This is a genomic window from Pseudomonas sp. TNT2022 ID1044 (assembly GCF_028656895.1).
Classification (GTDB): domain Bacteria; phylum Pseudomonadota; class Gammaproteobacteria; order Pseudomonadales; family Pseudomonadaceae; genus Aquipseudomonas; species Aquipseudomonas reinekei.
On sequence record NZ_JAMDHB010000006.1, the window covers coordinates 46,561 to 65,551 of the forward strand.

The 18,991-nt window shown below is 59.5% G+C and carries 14 protein-coding genes and 1 tRNA gene; 13 read left to right on the forward strand and 2 right to left on the reverse strand.

Annotation, left to right across the window (positions count from 1 at the left end):
- Positions 1-55 precede the first annotated feature (55 nt).
- On the forward strand, positions 56-625 hold the full coding sequence (gene plsY / locus M5G20_RS08545) for a glycerol-3-phosphate 1-O-acyltransferase PlsY (protein WP_075946162.1): 570 nt from the start codon (positions 56-58) through the stop codon (positions 623-625).
- A 23-nt stretch (positions 626-648) separates the two neighbouring features.
- Here plsY and tsaD read toward each other — a convergent pair whose 3' ends face one another.
- Entirely contained in the window at positions 649-1,674 is a 1,026-nt protein-coding gene (gene tsaD / locus M5G20_RS08550; protein ID WP_273918778.1) for a tRNA (adenosine(37)-N6)-threonylcarbamoyltransferase complex transferase subunit TsaD, read from the reverse strand.
- Positions 1,675-1,873: 199 nt separating this feature from the next.
- Here tsaD and rpsU point away from each other — a divergent pair, with 199 nt between their 5' ends.
- The 6 genes from rpsU (at position 1,874) to M5G20_RS08580 (ending at position 11,145) form a co-directional block, all read left to right on the forward strand.
- Entirely contained in the window at positions 1,874-2,089 is a 216-nt protein-coding gene (gene rpsU, locus M5G20_RS08555) for a 30S ribosomal protein S21 (RefSeq protein WP_002551877.1), read from the forward strand.
- Positions 2,090-2,570: 481 nt separating this feature from the next.
- Positions 2,571-4,544: a DNA primase gene (gene dnaG / locus M5G20_RS08560; protein ID WP_150703844.1), complete on the forward strand. Its 1,974-nt coding sequence runs from the start codon at positions 2,571-2,573 to the stop codon at positions 4,542-4,544.
- A gap of 67 nt (positions 4,545-4,611) precedes the next feature.
- On the forward strand, positions 4,612-6,459 hold the full coding sequence (gene rpoD, locus M5G20_RS08565) for an RNA polymerase sigma factor RpoD (protein WP_150736124.1): 1,848 nt from the start codon (positions 4,612-4,614) through the stop codon (positions 6,457-6,459).
- A gap of 124 nt (positions 6,460-6,583) precedes the next feature.
- Positions 6,584-10,330 (forward strand): bifunctional diguanylate cyclase/phosphodiesterase, encoded by a 3,747-nt coding sequence (locus M5G20_RS08570; protein ID WP_273918779.1) that lies wholly within the window; start codon positions 6,584-6,586, stop codon positions 10,328-10,330.
- A 15-nt stretch (positions 10,331-10,345) separates the two neighbouring features.
- Positions 10,346-10,422, forward strand: a tRNA-Ile gene (locus tag M5G20_RS08575).
- Positions 10,423-10,827: 405 nt separating this feature from the next.
- Entirely contained in the window at positions 10,828-11,145 is a 318-nt protein-coding gene (locus M5G20_RS08580) for a DUF3077 domain-containing protein (RefSeq protein ID WP_273918780.1), read from the forward strand.
- A gap of 82 nt (positions 11,146-11,227) precedes the next feature.
- Here M5G20_RS08580 and M5G20_RS08585 read toward each other — a convergent pair whose 3' ends face one another.
- Positions 11,228-11,908: a peptidase M41 gene (locus M5G20_RS08585; RefSeq protein ID WP_273918781.1), complete on the reverse strand. Its 681-nt coding sequence runs from the start codon at positions 11,906-11,908 to the stop codon at positions 11,228-11,230.
- Between the two features lie 155 nt (positions 11,909-12,063).
- Here M5G20_RS08585 and M5G20_RS08590 point away from each other — a divergent pair, with 155 nt between their 5' ends.
- The 6 genes from M5G20_RS08590 (at position 12,064) to pqqB (ending at position 18,950) form a co-directional block, all read left to right on the forward strand.
- Positions 12,064-12,525, forward strand: coding sequence for an Lrp/AsnC family transcriptional regulator (locus tag M5G20_RS08590; RefSeq protein WP_007980298.1), 462 nt, complete (start codon positions 12,064-12,066; stop codon positions 12,523-12,525).
- Positions 12,526-12,756: 231 nt separating this feature from the next.
- Positions 12,757-14,439: a flavin monoamine oxidase family protein gene (locus tag M5G20_RS08595; protein ID WP_075946171.1), complete on the forward strand. Its 1,683-nt coding sequence runs from the start codon at positions 12,757-12,759 to the stop codon at positions 14,437-14,439.
- Positions 14,440-14,451: 12 nt separating this feature from the next.
- Positions 14,452-15,246, forward strand: a complete 795-nt coding sequence (locus M5G20_RS08600) for a carbon-nitrogen hydrolase family protein (RefSeq protein ID WP_273918782.1) — start codon at positions 14,452-14,454, stop codon at positions 15,244-15,246.
- Positions 15,247-15,294: 48 nt separating this feature from the next.
- Positions 15,295-17,724, forward strand: coding sequence for a pyrroloquinoline quinone biosynthesis protein PqqF (gene pqqF, locus M5G20_RS08605; protein ID WP_273918783.1), 2,430 nt, complete (start codon positions 15,295-15,297; stop codon positions 17,722-17,724).
- Positions 17,725-17,882: 158 nt separating this feature from the next.
- Positions 17,883-17,957, forward strand: coding sequence for a pyrroloquinoline quinone precursor peptide PqqA (pqqA, locus tag M5G20_RS08610; protein ID WP_003444522.1), 75 nt, complete (start codon positions 17,883-17,885; stop codon positions 17,955-17,957).
- Positions 17,958-18,038: 81 nt separating this feature from the next.
- On the forward strand, positions 18,039-18,950 hold the full coding sequence (pqqB, locus tag M5G20_RS08615; RefSeq protein WP_273918784.1) for a pyrroloquinoline quinone biosynthesis protein PqqB: 912 nt from the start codon (positions 18,039-18,041) through the stop codon (positions 18,948-18,950).
- Positions 18,951-18,991: the final 41 nt, after the last annotated feature.

Sequence of the window (18,991 nt, forward strand, 5' to 3'; positions counted from 1 at the left end):
GACAAGGGCGCAATGCGCCGTTAGAATCAGGGCGTCCTCGCCCGGAATAGTTAGCATGTTTTGGTTATTGGCGATCCTCGCCTACCTGCTCGGCTCTCTGTCCTTCGCCATTTTGCTCAGCCGCCTGACCGGTAACCCCGATCCGCGAATGAGTGGCTCCGGCAATGCCGGCGCTACCAACATGTTGCGCCTGGCTGGCAAAAAACTCGCCATCCTGACCTTGCTCGGCGATCTCTTCAAAGGCCTGCTGCCTGTGCTGATCGCCGGTGTTGCGGGTCTTTCGCTGCAGGATCAGGCCTGGATCGGCGTCTGCGCCGTCATCGGTCATCTGTTCCCGCTGTACTTCCGTTTTCGCGGTGGCAAGGGCGTCGCCACCGCTGCCGGAATGTTGCTGGGCCTGTATCCACCCGCCGCGCTGCTGGCAGTCTGCGCCTGGCTGCTGACGTTCTACCTGACCCGTACCAGCTCACTGGCTGCCCTGATCGCTACTCCACTGACCCTGCCGCTACTGGCCTGGCAGGAACCGGCTGCATTGCTGCCCATGAGCGCGCTCACGGGGCTGATCGTCTGGCGCCATCGCGGCAATCTACGCGACCTGTTTGCGGGGCGCGAACGGCATTTTTAGTGGCCGTAGATGAACGCCACTGATCACAACGCCGTCAACTGCTCCATGGGCCAACGAGCCTGCACGCTAATGGCCAGGCTCTCCTGCTGACCCGCCTGCAAACGCTGGCACCCGGCAAACGCGATCATTGCGCCATTGTCAGTGCAGAACTCAGGACGGGCGTAAAACACATTACCCTTCATGTCCCCGAGCATTTTTTCCAACGAAGCGCGTAGAGCCTTGTTGGCACTGACGCCCCCAGCGATCACCAGACGCTTCATGCCCGCTGCTTTCAAAGCCCGCTTGCACTTGATGGTCAAAGTCTCCACCACGGCCTGCTGGAACGCCAGCGCGATGTCGCAACGGGCTTGCTCGCCGTCGTCCCCGGCGCTGACGCATTGCTGCCAGGTGTTCAACGCGAAGGTTTTCAAGCCACTGAAGCTGAAATCCAGGCCCGGGCGGTCGCACATCGGACGCGGGAAGAGGAAACGTCCTGCAACGCCCTGCTCTGCCAGGCGAGCAATCTCCGGTCCGCCCGGATAATTGAGGCCCATCATCTTCGCGGTTTTGTCGAAGGCTTCACCGGCGGCGTCGTCCAGTGTCTCGCCCAACAGCGTGTACTGACCGATTCCATCGACCTGAACCAGCTGCGTATGCCCACCGGACACCAACAAAGCGACGAACGGAAATTCCGGCGGCTGCGACTCCAGCATCGGCGCCAGCAAATGGCCTTCCATGTGGTGCACGCCCAGCGCCGGAATGCCCCAGGCAAAGGCCAGCGCCTGAGCACAGGAAGCACCCACCAGCAATGCTCCGACCAGGCCAGGACCCGCGGTATAAGCGATGGCGTCGATCTCGGTCGGCACGCAGTCGGCTTCGGCCAACACCTGACGAATCAAGGGCAGCATGCGTTTGACGTGGTCACGCGAAGCCAGCTCCGGCACCACGCCGCCATAGGCGCGGTGCAGGTCGATCTGACTGAACAGCGCGTCGGCCAGCAGGCCGCGTTCACTGTCATATAATGCGACACCGGTTTCGTCGCAGGAGGTTTCTAATCCCAGTACTAGCATGGGTTTGCGCCTTGTTTAGGCTGAATTCGAAGGCGCGCATAATAGTCGCCGCGTGATGCCCCGACCAGCGGTTTTCGATCAGAGGCTTTGCATTCCGAGCGATGAGGGGTTAACATCCGCAACCCTTAAAAACCGACGTCTTCAAGTGCTCTTTTGCCGCGAGGATGTTGACCCCGGTAATGAATGAAGGTAGCTCTGGATGCCAGCCGTCAAAGTAAAAGAGAACGAACCCTTCGACGTAGCTCTGCGTCGTTTCAAGCGCTCCTGCGAAAAAGCCGGTGTACTGGCTGAAGTTCGTAGCCGCGAATTTTACGAGAAGCCAACTTCTGAGCGTAAGCGCAAAGCAGCAGCCGCTGTTAAGCGTCACGCCAAGAAAGTTCAGCGCGAACAGCGCCGCGCCGTTCGTCTGTACTAATACACAGACGATCGTAGCAAGCTTCTGCCAAGCCCGGCCCTCAGCCGGGCTAATGGCATTTGCGTAAAACGCTTGATGCTTCACCGTCGAAGCCGCAGATGCGACCGAGACAAATCTGCTTCATCACGTCAGACCTGGCTCTTTTGCCAGCGGTGCACGTCTTTTCTGACGAGCCTTTCAAGGCTACTGACGAGCACACTCACTGATTCCTCTCACGACGATCAGCCCAAGGCATCACACGCATGCCAAATGATGAGCTATCCGAGACCTGTTACGGGTCGCAGCCGGATTCAGCGCAACACTTTCAACCAGTCGATTGCTGATGAGCATTAACGTCAGTGGATTTTCGGCAGATACACTTCCCGATAGCGATTACGCAGACGACACTGGTCGAGCCGCATACCCTGCGCGCCTCAAACAATGACCCGTGCTTGGCCGCCCTTCGTTTCGGGCACCTTTAAGCGCAGATGACGAGAACGCCATGGCCGGGCTAATTCCCCAGAGCTTCATTGACGACCTTCTGAACCGCACCGACATCGTCGATGTGGTCAGCTCGCGCCTGCAACTGAAAAAAGCCGGCAAGAACCACACCGCCTGCTGCCCGTTCCACAAAGAAAAAACACCGTCCTTCAGCGTCAGCCCCGACAAGCAGTTCTATTACTGCTTCGGCTGCGGCGCTGGCGGCAATGCCCTCGGCTTCATCATGGACCACGACAACCTGGATTTCGTCCAGGCCGTCGAAGAACTGGCCAAAGCCGCCGGCATGGAAATCCCCCGCGAAGAAAGCGGCCGCCCGCACAAGCCGCGGCAACCGACCGATTCGCCGCTGTATGCGCTGCTCACCGCTGCCGCCGACTTCTATCGCCAGGCCCTGAAAAGCCATCCATCGCGCAAAGCTGCCGTGGATTATTTGAAAGGCCGTGGCCTGACTGGCGAAATCGCCCGTGATTTTGGTCTGGGCTTTGCTCCGCCGGGCTGGGACAACCTGTTCAAACACCTGAGCAGCGATACCCTGCAACAAAAAGTCATGATCGACGCCGGCCTGCTGATCGAGAACGCCGAAACCGGCAAACGCTACGATCGCTTCCGCGACCGCGTGATGTTCCCGATCCGCGACAGCCGCGGGCGCATCATTGCTTTTGGTGGCCGGGTCCTGGGCGATGACAAGCCGAAATACCTGAACTCCCCGGAAACCCCGGTGTTCCATAAAGGCCAGGAACTCTACGGCCTGTATGAGGCGCGCAAGAACAACCGCAACCTCGACGAAATCATCGTCGTCGAAGGTTACATGGACGTCATTGCCCTGGCCCAGCAAGGCTTGCGCAATGCCGTCGCGACGCTGGGTACGGCCACCAGCGAAGAGCATATGAAGCGACTGTTTCGCGTCGTGCCCAACGTGCTGTTTTGCTTCGACGGTGACCAGGCCGGCCGCAATGCCGCCTGGCGTGCGCTGGAAGCGACCTTGTCGAGCCTGCAGGATGGCCGCCGCGCACGCTTCCTGTTCCTGCCCGAAGGCGAAGACCCGGACACCCTGATCCGCTCCGAAGGCACCGATGCCTTCCGCGCACGCATCAACCAGCACGCACAACCACTGGCCGACTATTTCTTCCAGCAACTGACTGAAGAATCGGACCCGCGCTCGCTCGAAGGCAAGGCCCACATGGCCACCCTCGCAGCGCCGCTGATCGACAAAGTGCCTGGCGCCAACCTGCGCATCCTGATGCGTCAGCGCCTGAGCGAAATCACCGGTCTGAGCGGCGAAGCGGTAAGTCAGCTGGCTCAAAGCGCCCCACAGGAAGCGCCACCGGCATACGACCCCGGCTTCGATTACGACGCAATGCCCGATTTCAGCGACTATCATCAGCCGCAATCGCAAGAAATGTATGTGCCGCAACAGGAATGGACGCCTAAGAAACCCGGCGCGGGCGGCAAGAAATGGGACAAAAAACCGTGGGACAAGAACGGCAAACGGGGCGGCGATCGCGATCAACCACCGCGCAAACCGATTGCGGTCGAAGCACCTACGCTGATTGCGCTACGCACGCTGATTCATCATCCGCAGCTGGCTGGCAAGGTAGAAACCGCCAACCATTTCGCCAATGAGAGCAACACCTACGCACAGTTGCTGGTAGCCCTCATCGAGGCGGTGCAAAAAAATCCTAAGCTAAACTCAATTCAGCTCATGGCCCGCTGGCACGGCACCGAACAGGGACGCTTGCTCAAGGCCCTGGCAGAAAAGGAATGGCTGATTCAGGGCGACAACCTTGAACAACAGTTTTTAGACACCATTACTAGGTTATCAGCGGGTCAGCACACCGATAGCCTGGAAGAACTCATCAGGAAAGCGAAGCAGCCAGGATTGACTGCCGAGGAAGCAAATCAGATCGCAAATCAGATGCGCGACCTATTAAAACGCAATATGGCTGTACCAAACCCGACCTCAACTGGCGCGTGAGGTCATAGCTCAGGTATAATCCTCGGCTTGTTTTTTGCCCGCCAAGACCTTCAGTGGATAGGGTGTTATGTCCGGAAAAGCGCAACAGCAGTCTCGTATCAAAGAGTTGATCACACTGGGTCGTGAGCAGGGCTACCTGACTTACGCGGAGGTCAACGACCACCTGCCGGAGGATATTTCAGATCCGGAACAGGTGGAAGACATCATCCGCATGATCAACGACATGGGGATCAACGTATTCGAGGTTGCGCCAGATAAGGATTCCCTTATGCTGGCCGACGCCGATACCGACGAAGCCGCGGCCGAAGAGGCAGCTGCTGCGTTGGCAGCGGTCGAGACCGACATTGGTCGCACTACCGACCCGGTGCGCATGTACATGCGCGAAATGGGTACGGTAGAGCTCCTCACTCGTGAAGGCGAAATTGAAATCGCCAAGCGTATTGAAGAGGGCATCCGTGAAGTGATGAGCGCAATCGCGCACTTCCCTGGCACGGTTGACCATATCCTCTCCGAGTACACCCGCGTCACCTCCGAAGGTGGTCGCCTGTCTGACGTCCTGAGCGGTTACATCGACCCGGACGACGGCATTGCGCCGCCTGCCGCCGAAGTGCCGCCACCGATCGATCCGAAAGCCGTGAAAGCGGACGACGATACCGACGACGATGAAGCTGAATCTTCGGACGACGAAGAAGAAGCCGAAAGCGGTCCGGATCCGGTCATCGCCGCACAGCGTTTTGGCGCTGTTGCCGATCAGATGGAAATCACCCGCAAGGCCCTGAAAAAGCACGGTCGCAACAACAAGGCGGCGATCGCCGAACTGTTGGCGCTGGCTGAGCTGTTCATGCCGATCAAACTGGTGCCGAAGCAATTCGAAGGCCTGGTCGAGCGTGTTCGCAGTGCCCTGGACCGTCTGCGTCAGCAAGAGCGTGCAATCATGCAGCTCTGCGTACGTGATGCTCGCATGCCACGTGCCGATTTCCTGCGCCAGTTCCCGGGCAACGAAGTCGACGAAAGCTGGACCGACGCACTGGCCAAAGGCAAAAGCAAATACGCTGAAGCCATTGGTCGCCTGCAGCCGGACATCATTCGTTGCCAGCAGAAGCTGACCGCGCTGGAGACCGAAACCGGTCTGACCATCGCCGAGATCAAGGACATCAACCGTCGCATGTCGATCGGCGAGGCCAAGGCCCGTCGCGCGAAGAAAGAGATGGTTGAAGCCAACTTGCGTCTGGTGATCTCCATCGCCAAGAAGTACACCAACCGTGGCCTGCAATTCCTCGACCTGATCCAGGAAGGCAACATTGGTTTGATGAAAGCGGTAGACAAGTTCGAATACCGCCGCGGCTACAAATTCTCGACTTATGCCACCTGGTGGATCCGTCAGGCGATCACTCGCTCGATCGCCGACCAGGCCCGCACCATCCGTATTCCGGTGCACATGATCGAGACGATCAACAAGCTCAACCGTATTTCCCGGCAGATGTTGCAGGAAATGGGTCGCGAACCGACCCCGGAAGAGCTGGGCGAACGCATGGAAATGCCTGAGGACAAGATCCGCAAGGTATTGAAGATCGCAAAAGAGCCGATCTCCATGGAAACCCCGATCGGTGATGACGAAGACTCCCATCTGGGTGACTTCATCGAAGACTCGACCATGCAGTCGCCAATCGATGTTGCTACCGTTGAGAGCCTTAAAGAAGCGACTCGCGAAGTGCTGTCCGGCCTCACAGCCCGTGAAGCCAAGGTACTGCGCATGCGCTTCGGTATCGACATGAATACCGACCACACCCTCGAGGAGGTTGGTAAGCAGTTCGACGTGACCCGTGAACGGATTCGTCAGATCGAAGCCAAGGCGCTGCGCAAGTTGCGCCACCCGACGAGAAGCGAGCATCTGCGCTCCTTCCTCGACGAGTGATCACAAAACCCCCGGCCCAGGCCGGGGGTTTTGTTTTATGGCAGATTAATATCGCCGCACCTCCCCCTTCCCCCCCGTAGCCCGTCTACACTCGAAACATTCCCCGAGCCATAACGAGACCGTTATGCCCAGACTGTCGACCGTGCTTTTTTTACTGTCGCTGATGACCTGGACCGCAACGGCTGGCGCGCTGACTCTTACCGACGAAGAACGCAGCTGGCTTGCGGACCACCCGGACTTGCGCCTGGGTGTCGATGCGTCTTGGCCCCCTTTTGAGTTCCGCGACGATGAGGGGCGCTATCAGGGCCTTGCGGCGGACTATATCAACGTGATCCGCCAGCGCCTGGCCGTCAAACTGACGCCTATCGAACCGGTCAGTTGGACCGTTGTGCTGGAGCAGGCCAAGCAAGGGCAACTCGATCTGCTGCCGGGCGTCATGTCGACCCCGGAACGCCAGGCTTTTCTGTCGTTTACCCGCCCCTATCTGGACTTTCCGATTGTTATCCTGGCCCACGTCGGCGGTGCCCAGCCACGCAAGCTCGACGACCTGTACGGCCTGAAAATCGCCGTGGTGGAAAACTATGCGCCCCACGAACTGTTGCGCACTCACCATCCCGACCTGAACCTGGTGGCCATGCCCAATGTCAGCTCGGCCCTGCAGGCACTGGCCACCGATGAAGTGGACGCCGTAGTGGGCGACCTTGCCTCCAGCGTCTGGAGCCTGCGGCAACTCAAGCTCGACGGGCTCTACGTCAGTGGCGAGACACCCTATCGCTACCAACTGGCCATGGGCGTACCGCGAGACAACAAAATGCTGGTCGGCATTCTCGACAAAGTCCTGGCCGACATGACCCCCGCCGAAATCAACAGCATCCAGGAGCAATGGGTTGGCAACGTTCTCGACCACCGCACGTTCTGGTCCGACCTGCTGCTCTATGGCCTGCCGGGCTTATTGCTACTGATCACCGTGCTGGCCGTGGTGATCCGGATCAACCGCAGACTGAGTTCGGAAATTGCCCGGCGGGTCGACCTGGAACAGGAACTGCGCAGCAGCGAATATCACTATCGCGGCCTGGTGGAGAGCCTTTCAGCCATCGCCTGGGAAGCGCGGATGAGCGACTTCACCTACAGCTATGTGTCGCCCCACGCCGAAGATCTGCTGGGCTATCCCCTGTCCCATTGGCTGATCCCGGGCTTCTGGCGCAACATCATTCACCCCGCCGACCTCATCCGCGCACAAAGCTTTTGTGACCACGAAGTCTTGGCCGGGCGCGATCACAGCCTCGATTACCGAGTGATCACGGCGGATGGGCGCTGCCTGTGGGTGCGTGACATCGTCAGTTTGATTGAACACGGTCACGAGCCGGTGATGCGCGGGCTGATGATCGACATCAGCGAGGCCAAGCGCACCGAAGAAGCGCTGCGGCTGTCGGAGCAAAAGTTTGCCTCGGTGTTCCAGCAATGCCCGGACATTCTGGTGATCGCACGACTGTCCGATGGCTGCCTGCTGGAAGTCAACGAAGCCTTCGAGGAGCAGATCGGCTTGCGTGCCGAAGACGTCATCGGCCAGACCGCCACCAATCTCAACATCTGGGGCATTCCCGGCGTGGGCCCGGGTTTGCTGCAGCGCTTGCAGGCCGGCAGCATCCGCAACCTGGAAATGCCCTTTCGCCGCAGCAATGGCCAGGTGTTTACCGGCCTGATCTCCGCCGAACCGTTCGACCTCGATACAACCCCGGCGCTGGTGGTGGTCGTGCGCGACATCACCCAACTCAAGGAAACCCAACAGCAACTGCAAACGTCCGAAGAGAAATTCGCCAAGGCATTCCACGCCTCTCCGGACGGTTTGTTGCTGTCGCGCCAGAGCGACGGCCTGCTGATTGAGGTCAACGAAGGCTTCAGTCGCATTACCGGGTTCAACAGCGCGATGTCGGTCGATCGCTCGGCCCTGGATCTCGGGATCTGGGTCAACCTCAACGAACGCAAACAGATGCTCGACCTGTTGCACCGCGACGGTTTCGTCCGCGACTTCAGTTGCCATATCCGCCGCAGCGACGGGCAGATCCGCCTCTGCGAAGTGTCCAGCCGTCCGTTGCCGATCGGTGACGAGGACTGCATGTTGACCATCGCTCGCGACATCACCGAGCGCCACCTGATGCAGGAAAAACTGCAACAGGCCGCTACCGTATTCGAGAGCACCGCCGAAGGCGTGTTGATCACTGACACCCAGCAGCACATCAGCGCGGTCAACCGGGCGTTCACCGAGATCACCGGTTACAGCGAAAGCGAAGCGCTGGGTCACACTCCGCGCCTGCTCGCCTCGGGCCTGCATGACAGCGCGTTTTACGCCGCGATGTGGCACCAATTGACCGCCGAAGGTCACTGGCAAGGGGAGATTTCCAACCGGCGCAAAAACGGTGAGCTCTACCCGAGCTGGCTGACCATCAGCGCCGTGCGCAACCGCGACAGATTCATCACCCACTTCGTGGCGGTGTTCGCCGATATTTCCAGCCTCAAGCACGCCCAGGCCAAGCTCGACTACCAGGCCCACCACGACCCGCTGACCGGCCTGCCCAACCGCACGCTGTTCGAAAGCCGCCTGCTGACCGCGCTCAACACACAGAAAGAAAATGGCGGCCAAGGTGCCGTGCTGTTCCTCGACCTCGACCGTTTCAAACACATCAACGACAGCCTCGGCCACCCGGTCGGCGACCTACTGCTCAAGGGCATTGCGGTTCGCCTCAAGGAACAGTTGCGCGATATCGACACCGTGGCGCGCCTGGGCGGCGACGAATTCATCATCCTGCTGCCCGGCCTGCAGCAACCCAGCGATGCCGACAACATTGCCACCAAGCTGCTCAATTGCTTTACCGCGCCGTTCCAGGCGGGTGAACACGAGTTCTTCATCAGCTCCAGCATCGGCACCAGCCTTTATCCACAGGACGGCTGCGACGTGGCCACACTGATCAAGAACGCTGACGCGGCGATGTATCGCTCCAAGGCCAAGGGCCGCAACCGCGTCGAAAGCTACACCCGCGACCTCACCGCCCAGGCCAGCGAACGCATCGCCCTTGAACACGAACTGCGCCGCGCCATCGAACGCAACGAACTGCACCTCTACTACCAGCCAAAGATCAGCCTCGACGACTATCGCCTGGTAGGCGCCGAAGCGTTGATTCGCTGGCGCCACCCGACCTTTGGCGACGTGCCACCGGAGCACTTCATCTCCCTGGCCGAAGAGAACGGCATGATCCTGCAGATCGGCGACTGGGTGCTGGAGACCGCCTGCCGGCAAATGCACGAGTGGAACAAATCCTACGAAGGCCTTGGCCCCCTGTCGGTCAACCTCGCCGGCGCACAATTGCGCCAGCCAAACCTGCTCGGGCGCATCGAACAACTGCTCAGGGACTACCGCCTCAAACCCGACCTGCTGCAACTGGAGATCACCGAAAACTTCATCATGAGCCAGGCGGAAGAAGCGCTGGCCGTGCTGCACCAACTCAAGCACCTGGGCGTGCAACTGGCCATCGACGACTTCGGTACGGGCTACTCGTCACTGAGCTACCTCAAACGCCTACCGCTGGACATCCTCAAAATCGACCAATCCTTCGTCCGTGGCCTGCCCGACGATCCCCACGATGCAGCGATCGTTCGCGCCATCATCGCCCTCGGGCGCAGCATGCAATTCACCGTGATCGCCGAAGGGGTAGAGACCCAGGCACAACAGCAATTCCTCGCCACCGAGGGCTGTGAACAAATCCAGGGCTACATCGTCAGCCTGCCCCTACCCCCCGACGAATTTGCCGCGACGTTTCTTCGTACAACCGTATTGGATTTTTCGGATAGCACAGCCGCGAAACCGTCGCTATAATCCGCGACCTACTGAGGGCCTATAGCTCAGTTGGTTAGAGCAGAGGACTCATAATCCTTTGGTCCACGGTTCAAGTCCGTGTGGGCCCACCAAACATGAAAGCCGCGCAATGCGCGGCTTTTTCGTGTCTGGCGTTTGGTTTTGTTTACTTAAGGTCTCGCTTTATCGGATGACGCCGTAGGACCTTGTAGGCAAACTCTGAATCTTCTATTTGGGCACTTTGCCGCCTTGTTGCGCTTTTCTTTGACGGGATAGTCTCTGGACGTCGCTGACCATTCAGTGATCGGGCTTGGAAACCCGTCGAACCGTAGCGCAACAGTGCCCAATCAAGACTGCAGCCGTTTTTATCGCTGCAACTCTGTGTCATGGCAGCTGTGCGTGGGACGCTTTCGAGCGTGCCGGTTTCTCTGGTTCCCGGTTTTCCAACCTGCGCTCAGCTGCCACCCATTCGCTTGGAAACGAAAGTGGCGGTTCCCTGAATAACCAGGAGTTACCCCATGAGTAAAACCAATCCGCCCTTACCTTCAGAACAAAAAACCATCGGCTTCACCCCCTTCATCTACTGCAAGAACCAGGCGCTGTTCCACGTCAGTCGGGGCGTTCCGCTGGCTGATGCATTAGCTCAGGCTTCCGATCTGTTGTACCTCGCCAAGGGGTTGACCATGGATGCCGCCTACGCCAAAGACACTGACCGCCACGCCTGGGCGGCGCATTACCTGACGGCCATGAGCAAGGCCGTGATTGATGATGTGGCGAAAGTGCTGGATCAGCGACCCGCTCAAGCGAGAAAAGACGCGGACTCGACGAACGCATAATCACGGCAAAGGTGAAGATTCCCAAAAAGGGACTGATCGTTCCCTTTTTGGGACTGATAGAGTCGACCTCTTGAGCCCTTCATTATTTCCAGAACTGAACGGTCTCCTCGACACCGTCAGCCCCAACACCTACCAAACGAATATCCCGCACCGCCCGCATCCGCTCCAGCATCGGCCCGGTGAACACAACTTCATACGTATCCGCCGCCCGCCCCCACTGCTCCACGATAGCCATGCCGTCGACCAACGCCACGGCCAACCCGGCAATCGTTTCGGCTTGATCCTCTATGATTTTCTGCGTCCGACCCCACACCTGATCCGTCATGGCTTTTAGCTGCGCCGCTATTCGCTCAGACGACGCCGGGGCGGTTTCGGGATAGACGATGTTGCGCAGCAGATGCTGCAGCTCTCTGATTTTTGCGTAGTCCTGTTCCGCCCCCTGCTCGCCTTTGAGGATGGCTGTGGCTTTGGGCTTGTCGACGCGTTTCGGGGCTGAAGGTTTTGATGGGAGTGTCTGCGCCATCGCGCCCGCCAGGAGCACCATCATCCGGGCTTCGAGATGTTCTTTCATGGCGCCCAGCGATGAAATTGGCCGCACCAGCGTAATGCAGGCTCCGCCCTGGTGGCGCAAGTCCATGGTCACCGTCAGGGTGACGCCGCCCGTGGCAAAACCCAGGGCGCGGGCCACGACGTAGTGGCCCATTTCGTGATGGGCGATCTGCAATGCGCGTTCGCGTACTGCGGTCGGTAGCTTGGTTGTCATGTCCTTCGCCTCGCGCCCTCGACTGCCTCAATCCTAGCCGATTTCCACGCACACTTTTTCGCCCGACAAAAAGCCTCAGCCCTTACTCGCGAGCGTCGTGCATTAACTGCCTGTAACATGCTTGCGCATCGATTCATGCCGCTGGAGACACTTCTTTGCCTGACACTCGCCCACCCGTTCTCGATGAAATCGATCGCCAGTTGATCGCGGCCCTGCAAATCAACGCCCGCGAAAGCGTGGCCATGCTGGCCCGGCAACTGGGCATCGCCCGCACCACCGTCACCTCACGCCTGGCGCGGCTGGAAAAGGCCAAGGTGATTACCGGTTATGGCGTGCGTCTCGGGCAACGTGTGGTGGATGGCGGGTTGCAAGCGTATGTCGGGATTACCGTGCAGCCGCGCTCAGGCAAAGAAGTGTTGCGACGGCTGAGCGCGATGGCGCAGGTGCAGCAATTGTGTGCGGTGAGTGGTGAATTCGATTATGTGGCGTGGTTACGCACCGATTCGCCGGAACAGCTGGATCAGTTGCTGGATCAGATTGGCAGTGTGGATGGGGTGGAGAAGACCACGACGTCGATCATCTTGAGTAGCAAGATTGATCGGGGACAGCCGGTTTGATTATTTGTGCATGGCTTCAGGGTTGTCTGGGCTGAGGCCGTCGCGAGCAAGCTTGCTCCTACAGGGCCCCCCATTGTCAGTTTATGTGTTTTGTTCGTCATATTGATCTTAATACTGGCAAAACGACGACACTTTGCGTCTTATTAACGTGTTCTGTGCTCTCTAGAATGGCTGGCATCTTTTCCTATACTCAGATGCGCATTCCGCGTCGGGTCGCCAGCAAGGTCAGCCATGAACAAGAACAATCGCCATCCTGCAGACGGTAAAAAACCAGTCACCATTTTCGGCCCGGACTTTCCTTTCGCTTTCGACGACTGGATCGAACACCCGGCCGGCCTGGGCAGCATTCCCGAGCACCATCACGGTGCCGAAGTGGCGATTGTCGGCGCCGGTATTGCAGGGCTGGTGGCCGCTTACGAATTGATGAAGCTTGGCCTCAAGCCCGTGGTCTATGAGGCGTCGAAGTTGGGCGGTCGCTTGCGCTCCCAGGCCTTCAACGGCACCGACGGCATCGTCGCCGAGCTCGGCGGCATGCGCTTTCCGGTTTCGTCCACCGCGTTCTATCACTATGTCGACAAGTTGAACCTCGAAACCAAACCCTTCCCCAACCCGTTGACCCCGGCCTCCGGCAGCACCGTCATCGATCTGGAAGGCAAGACTCATTACGCACAGAAACTGGCGGATCTTCCTGCACTGTTCCAGGAAGTCGCCGACGCCTGGGCCGACGCCCTGGAAGCCGGCTCGCAATTCGCTGACATCCAGCAGGCCATCCGCGATCGCGACGTTCCGCGCCTAAAAGAGCTGTGGAACACCCTTGTACCGCTGTGGGACGACCGCACTTTCTACGATTTCGTTGCCACCTCCGAAGCCTTCGCCAAGCTGTCGTTCCATCACCGCGAAGTGTTCGGCCAGGTCGGTTTCGGGACCGGGGGCTGGGACTCGGACTTCCCCAACTCGATGCTGGAAATCTTCCGCGTGGTGATGACCAACTGCGACGATCACCAGCACTTGGTGGTCGGTGGCGTGGAACAAGTGCCTCAGGGCATCTGGCGCCATGTCCCGGAACGCTGCGTGCACTGGCCGCAAGGTACTAGCCTGAAGTCGTTGCACAGCGGTGCGCCTCGTTCCGGCGTGAAGAAAATCGCCCACGCGCCGGACGGGCGTTTTGCGGTCACCGACAACAACGGTGACACCCGCGAATACGCCGCCGTGCTGACCACCTGTCAGAGCTGGCTGCTGACCACCCAGATCGAATGCGACGAAACCCTGTTCTCGCAAAAGATGTGGATGGCTTTGGACCGCACCCGCTACATGCAGTCGTCGAAAACCTTCGTGATGGTTGACCGCCCGTTCTGGAAGGACAAAGACCCGGAAACCGGCCGCGACCTGATGAGCATGACCCTCACCGATCGCCTGACCCGCGGCACTTACTTGTTCGACAACGGCGACGACAAGCCGGGGGTGATTTGCCTGTCGTACTCATGGATGAGCGACGCGCTGAAAATGCTCCCGCACCCGGTGGAAAAACGCGTGAAGCTGGCGCTGGATGCGTTGAAAAAGATCTACCCGAAAGTCGACATCGCCGCACGAATCATCGGCGACCCGATCACTGTTTCGTGGGAAGCCGACCCGCACTTCCTCGGTGCCTTCAAGGGTGCCCTGCCCGGCCATTACCGCTACAACCAGCGCATGTACGCGCACTTCATGCAGGACGACATGCCAGCCGAACAGCGCGGAATCTTCATCGCTGGCGACGACGTTTCGTGGACCCCAGCCTGGGTTGAAGGCGCGGTGCAGACTTCGCTCAACGCGGTGTGGGGGATCATGAAACACTTCGGCGGTGCAACTCACGCCGAGAATCCGGGTCCAGGAGATGTGTTCAACGAGATCGGACCGATCGCCCTGCCCGAGTAAGAGGAATCCGAAATGCGCGTAGCCCTTTACCAATGTCCACCGTTGCCTTTGGATGTCGCCGGCAATCTGCAACGCCTGCATCAGCTTGCACTGGAAGCCAAAGGTGCCGATTTGCTGGTGCTGCCGGAGATGTTCCTGACTGGCTACAACATCGGCGTCGATGCCGTCAGCGTGCTGGCGGAGGTGTACAACGGTGAGTCGGCGCAACAGATCGCGCGCATTGCCAAGTCTGCCGGGATCGCCATTTTGTATGGCTATCCCGAGCGCACCGAGGACGGGCAAATCTACAACGCCGTGCAACTGATCGACGCCACCGGCGAGCGCGTCTGCAACTACCGCAAGACGCACTTGTTCGGCGATCTCGATCGTTCGATGTTCAGCGCCGGCGCCAACGATTTCCCGGTGGTTGAACTTAACGGCTGGAAGCTCGGTTTCCTGATCTGCTACGACCTGGAGTTTCCGGAAAACGCCCGACGCCTGGCGCTCGACGGTGCCGAACTGATTCTGGTGCCGACGGCGAATATGATTCCTTTTGATTTCATCGCCGACGTCACGGTCCGCGCCCGCGCCTTCGAAAACCAGTGCTATGTGGCGTACGCCAATTACTGCGGGCATGAGGGCGACATCCATTACTGCGGCCAAAGCAGCATCGCCGCGCCGGATGGCAGCCGCATCGCCCAGGCGGGTCTTGATGAAGCGCTGATCGTCGGTGAACTGGACCGTCAGTTGATGAGCGACTCGCGCTCCGCCAACCGCTACCTGCTCGACCGTCGCCCCGAGCTTTACGGCGACCTGAACAAGCGCTGATCCCCTGTTATCCGCTAGCATGGGCACTTCACTGTTCTGGAAGTGCCCATGCCCGCGCTGAATCACCCTCGCCCCCACACTGAAACCCTGGCCAATGGCTTGCGGGTGACGCTTCGTCATGGCCCGAATTTGAAGCGTTGCGCGGCGGCGTTAAGGGTCGCTGCGGGCAGTCACGACGTGCCGCTGGCGTGGCCCGGCCTGGCGCATTTTCTTGAGCACTTGTTGTTTCTCGGGACTGAGCGTTTTCCTGCGGGCCAGGGGCTGATGGCCTACGTACAGAGCCATGGCGGCCAAGTGAATGCGCGGACCAGCGAGCGCACCACGGATTATTTTTTTGAATTGTCCCCCTTGGCGTTCGCCGGTGGTCTGGAGCGTCTGTCAGACATGCTCGCCCACCCGCGTATGAATCTGGACGATCAGCAGCGGGAACGGGAGGTGCTGCACGCGGAATTTGTCGCGTGGTCGCAGGATCCGGCGGCGCAACAGCAGTTGGCGTTGTTCGAGGGGCTGTCCGAGCGTCATCCGCTGCGGGGTTTCCACGCCGGCAATCGCGATAGCCTGCCGCTTGAGCAACCGGAGTTTCAGCAGGCATTGCAGGACTTCCATCAGCGGTATTACCAGACCGGACAAATGACCTTGAGCCTGACCGGGCCGCAAAGTCTGGATGAGCTGCGGGTGATGGCCGAAGCATTTGGCAATGCCATCGCCCAAGGTGAAAAAGTCCCGCAACAACTCCCCGTGCCGCTGACGACGACTTTAAATCCAAGTTATCAACAGGCTGGTGAACGTCGGCTGGATTTGCTGTTTGCCCTCGAAGCGCTGCCCGACTCATCCCGTGAAGCCTTGGAATTCCTGTGCCATTGGCTCAATGCCGAGAAACCGGGCGGTTTGCTGGCGGATTTGCGCGAGCACGAACGGGCGGAAAAGCTCAAGGCAGAAATGTTGTATCAATTCGCCGGACAAGCCTTGCTGCACATCCAATTCACATTGCCAGCCCAATCTCCAGTAACCGGCATTCGCGAACGCCTAACGGATTGGTTGGGGTTCTTCGCCCGGCAAGACTGGAGCAGGTTGCGAGAAGAATACGCCGCCCTGCTCCAGCGCCAGCAACACGTCAGCCCTGCTTTGCAATTAGCCCGACTGGACAGCGAACAACGCGATGTCGGGTTATCCGATACCGGTGTCGTGGCCCTTAAGCAAATCCTCAAACAGATCGGTGCTGTGGATAACTTCAGCGGTCCATGGCGGCTGCCCGCACCGAACCCGTTCCTGACCAGCGAAAATCCAGCGCCCAACGCCGGATTGATTCGCGGCCAGACCAGCGCCCACCGCGGCTTGCGCACCTTTGCCCAGGAGCGCTCGCGCAGCCGTCGCGAACGTTCACCGATGCAATTCAGCCAGGCCTTGCCCGACAACGGCGTTGATGGCGCGATTTATCTACGCTGGCGCCTGGAATCAACACCCGGCAACCGGCTTCAAGCGCGGCTGGAAAATAGCCTGCATGCGCTATGCGAAGACGCGCGTCAAGCGGGCGTGGACTGTTCCTTCAGCGCCTCGGGCAATGAATGGCTACTGAAGATGACCGGTTTACAGGAGCCGATGCCCAAGGTCCTGGAGCACGCGCTGAAAGCGCTGACAAAGCCTGACGCCGTGGTCTCACAATCAGAACCGCCGAGCGTTGCACTGATACCGATTCGACAGTTGCTCAAGGCTTTGCCCGATCACTGCCTTGAGCACACCGCGAATACCGACGACCTGCAGCAACTCTGGTCGAATGCACGCTGGGACGGTCTGGCGATTGGCCTATCCACCCAGACTCAAGCGGCCATGGGCCTGGCCTTGAGCCGCATCCCCGGCACGCCGGACACTCAGCTGACCCCGCCACCTTCGATGCAGTCGCAGCGCTTGTGGAGCGCTGTCGATACAGACTCGAGCGAGCACGCGATCCTGCTGTTCTGCCCTGCAGCACCCGACGAATTGGCCGACGAAGCCGCGTGGCGTTTGCTGGCACACGTCTGTCAGACACCGTTCTACCAGCGCCTGCGGGTGGAGTTGCAGTTGGGTTATGCGGTGTTCAGTGCGCTGCGCCAGATTCACGGGCAAACCGGGCTGCTGTTCGGCGTGCAATCACCGGGCGTAGCGCCGATGGACCTGTTGCAGCACATCGAGCAATTCTTCAGCGGATTGCCGGAGCTGATCAACGCCATCGACGACAACGCCTTCATCAATCAGCGCCAGACATTGGCCGAGCAGTTTTCCAGCGCGGCGTTGCCCACTGCCCTGGCTGCGGAATTGCTTTGGCAGGGCAAGTTGGCGGGCCGCTCGTCGGATTATCTGGCGCAATTGCCAGAGGCCATTCTGCTGATCGACCGGGCCAGTTTGCTGGCCGCCGCACAACGTTTGAATCAGGCGGCGGGGGGCTGGCGCTGCCTGGCCAACAGCCGTGCACCGGGCGCGCCCTGGCAAGCGACAAAATGATCATTACCGGGGCTGCAATGAGCTTTCTCAAAGTTTCACGGGCAATCTCTTTGAAATTTTGAGTAACATAGCAGCCTAACTATTTGGAACATCTCTGACTTGAGGTGGACTATACCTATAGATAGCGCTGTCCCACCCTACCTGAAGGAGTTCAATTTATGGCCTGGACCAAACCGGCTTACACCGACCTGCGTATCGGCTTTGAAGTCACCATGTACTTCGCAAGCCGCTAATCTCTGCCTTGGCAGATGAGCAGCACAACGCCTCGGATATCCGAGGCGTTTTATTTTCAGCGTTGAAATGATGGAGCGCCCATGTTTGTCCAGATTCTAGGTTCCGCTGCCGGCGGTGGTTTCCCCCAGTGGAACTGCAACTGCGTGAACTGCGCAGGTTTTCGCGACGGCAGCCTGCGGGCCAAGGCGCGGACGCAATCGTCCATCGCGATTTCCGATGACGGCGTGAACTGGGTGCTGTGCAACACCTCCCCGGACATCCGCGCCCAGCTTCAGAGCTTCGCCCCGATGCAACCGGGCCGCGCCCTGCGCGATACCGGAATCAGCGCGATCATCCTGATGGACAGCCAGATCGACCACACCACCGGCCTGCTCATGTTGCGTGAAGGTTGCCCGCATCAGGTCTGGTGTACCGACATGGTCCACGAAGACCTGAGCAGCGGTTTTCCGCTGTTCACCATGCTCAACCACTGGAATGGCGGGCTGACCTGGAACCGCATCGAACTCGACCAGAGCTTCAGCGTGCCGGCCTGCCCGAACCTGCGTTTCACCCCGCTGCCCCTGCGCAGCGCCGCGCCGCCCTATTCCCCGCATCGATTCGACCCGCATCCGGGCGACAACATCGGCCTGATCGTCGAAGACCTGAACACCGGCGGCAAGCTGTTCTATGCACCGGGACTGGGCAAGGTCGATGCCTCGCTGCTGGAGATCATGGCCGGTAGCGACTGCCTGCTGGTGGACGGCACGTTGTGGGACGACGATGAAATGCAGCGCCGCGGTGTCGGCACCCGCACCGGTCGGGAGATGGGCCACCTGGCGCAGAACGGCCCTGGCGGCATGCTCGAAGTCTTTGAGCAACTGCCCCAACCGCGCAAAGTGCTTATCCACATCAACAACACCAATCCGATTCTTGATGAAGATTCGCCGCAGCGCGCGGAGCTGGATCGGCGCAATGTTGAAGTGGCGTATGACGGCATGAGTATTGTGTTGTAGCTGACGCCCTATCACTGGCAAGCCAGCTCCCACAGGGGCAC